Source organism: Stenotrophomonas sp. 05L44_2, from assembly GCF_056665995.1.
Genome location: NZ_JBFTNR010000703.1, coordinates 1 through 2,182 on the forward strand (window position 1 = coordinate 1; position 2,182 = coordinate 2,182).

2 protein-coding genes and 1 pseudogene are annotated in these 2,182 nt (G+C 66.8%); all 3 read right to left on the reverse strand.

From position 1 onward, the window contains the following. Nucleotides 1-159, reverse strand: a pseudogene (locus tag AC1VAN_RS19550) (peptidase); the annotation flags it as partial. Between the two features lie 257 nt (nt 160-416). Then, complete coding sequence (locus AC1VAN_RS19555; protein WP_032976047.1) at nt 417-827, reverse strand: hypothetical protein; 411 nt, start codon at nt 825-827, stop codon at nt 417-419. Nucleotides 828-837: 10 nt separating this feature from the next. Next, entirely contained in the window at nt 838-2,151 is a 1,314-nt protein-coding gene (gene creD / locus AC1VAN_RS19560) for a cell envelope integrity protein CreD (RefSeq protein WP_032976046.1), read from the reverse strand. Nucleotides 2,152-2,182: the final 31 nt, after the last annotated feature.

The following is a 2,182-nucleotide window of genomic DNA, read 5'->3' on the forward strand; positions in this document are numbered from 1 at the left end:
CCCCATCGCCGGCGAATTGGTCAGGCGCGGCCCGATGCGTTCGGTGAGGTAGCTGAAGGTATCCATCACCTGCGACTTGTGGAACGCCTGCTGGCGGATCTTGCCGACCATGTCCAGGTCCACCGGCTCGCGCTGCTGCGCCACCGCATTGCCACCCATCGCCAGCACTACTGCCAGCACGCCCCACTTCAGCCCGCTCCACGTCAACACGCCGCACCCCTGCCCTTCGGCTCGATCATCATCCGCTCGAGTCTAGCCAGCCGGGGCGCCCGGCCCCCGTCCCATCGGTCATGGGCATCTGGTAGATCCACGCCGTGCGTGGATGGCGCCTTCCCACCGAAGAGCGGTGCGGACCAAGGTTCGCACCCAGCAGAGGCCCCGTAGAACCACGCCACGCGTGGATGGGCCTTCCGCTGTCACCCCTTCCACCCCAGCCACAGCTGCGCGCGTTCGGGCAACAGCAGCAGCCAGTGCCGCTGGTCGATGCTGCTGCAACCAAACACCGTCGCATGTTCCGGCCAGTCTGCCGGCAGCCCATCGATGCCGATCTCCGACAATGCCCCCGCCCCGGCCTTCCATGGCCGGTAACGGGGCACCTTGCCGGCGAGCGCGCCGCGTCCGTGCCGCGCCTCCCGCAACCAGTCCAGCCCGCGCCGCTGCAATCCTTCGCAGGTGACGGCGGCCAGCTGGAAGCGGACCAGGCCGGGCGCGATCCGTGCCCCTGGCAAGGCCGCCAGTACCCCATGGGCCTGCAGCAGTGCATCCACCTCCAACAGCGCGGGAATGCCCTGTCGTGCCCGTTGCTGCAATCCTTGGCGCCAGCCCATGGCGTGCTCCTTACTTCTGTTCGGCCAGGGCGTACCAGTCAACCCGACGGGTCACCCACATCGCCAGCGCGAGGATCACGAACAGCAGCAGCGAGCCCATCAGCAGTGCATTGTTTTCCGAGACCAGCAGGCCATACAGCGCGCCGTACAGCACCGTCAGCATCGCGGCGAAGCCCAGGCCCCGCTTCCAGTGACCCAGCACATTGGCCAGGTACACCGCCTGCAGGCTGATGCAGGCCAGCGCGGAAACCAGGTAGGCCTGCCAGAAGGCGATGTGCTCGGACAGGCTGATCAGCAGCAGGAAGAAGATCGCCAGCGCCAGGCCGACCATCAGGTACTGCAGCGGATGGATGCGCAGCGACTTGATCAGTTCGAACAGGATGAAACCAACGAACGTCAGCACCACGAACAGCACGCCGTACTTGGACGCGCGGTCGGCCTGGGTATAGGTATCGACCGGGTCGACCAGCGAAACCTGCACCGCCTGCGCATCCAGGTCATCGCCCTCGCGCAGTCGCTGCTGTGCGTCCGATGCCAGCGAGGACACGGCCCAGCGTGCATCGAAGCCCTGTGCATCCACACGCCGCTCGTTCGGCAGGAACGCACCGGCAAACGACGGGTGCGGCCAGCTGGACCGCAGCGCGATCTGGTTGTCATCGCCCACCGGCACCACCGACAGCGAGCGGCTGCCATCGAGCTGCAGTTCCAGTTCCACGCTGCTGGCCGCCAGGGTGCCTCCGGTGCGGGCGATGCCGGCGATCGGTGCATGCAGCCCACGGCCCAGTGCGGATGCGCCGGCCACGCCCGGCAGCAGCTTGACCTGCTGTCCATCAACCCGCAGGTTCGGCGTACCAACCAGGCCACGCGCATCGGACACGCCCAGCGCGATGTAGGCCTCGCCATAGGTCATGCCATCGTGCTCCGGGTAGTCGTCCTCGCTGAAGGTCGCCTTGAGCTGGCCATTCCAGCTGTACACCGGCACCTTGAACAGGCCGACCGAGCGCTGGCTGGGCAGCAGCTCGCCACTGATCTGCAGGGTGGCCGGCGGCTGCAACCAGTAACCCTCGGTGGTCTGCAGCTCGGTCTTCTTGTTGCCCTGCGCATCGACCACTTCCACCTGCTCGCGCTTGGACCACGGCACCACGCGCACCGGCCCGACCACGCGCTGGGTACCGGCACGGCTTTCGGCCACCCGCGAGTAGGCCTCTTCGCGATAGGCGCTGCGCTCGGTGATGACGCTGCGGATCAGGAAAAGCGGGATCAGCAGCAGCAGGATCAGGCCGCCGACAATGGCGAACCGCAGCAGCATCTTCAGGGATTTCATCGTCCGTCCTCGTTGGAGAGGACTGCAGGAT

Bases quoted from the DNA above. Each gene is read 5' to 3' on its own strand.
- AC1VAN_RS19555 (WP_032976047.1), bottom strand. From the start codon at position 827: ATGGGCTGGCGCCAAGGATTGCAGCAACGGGCACGACAGGGCATTCCC.
- creD (WP_032976046.1), bottom strand. From the start codon at position 2,151: ATGAAATCCCTGAAGATGCTGCTGCGGTTCGCCATTGTCGGCGGCCTG.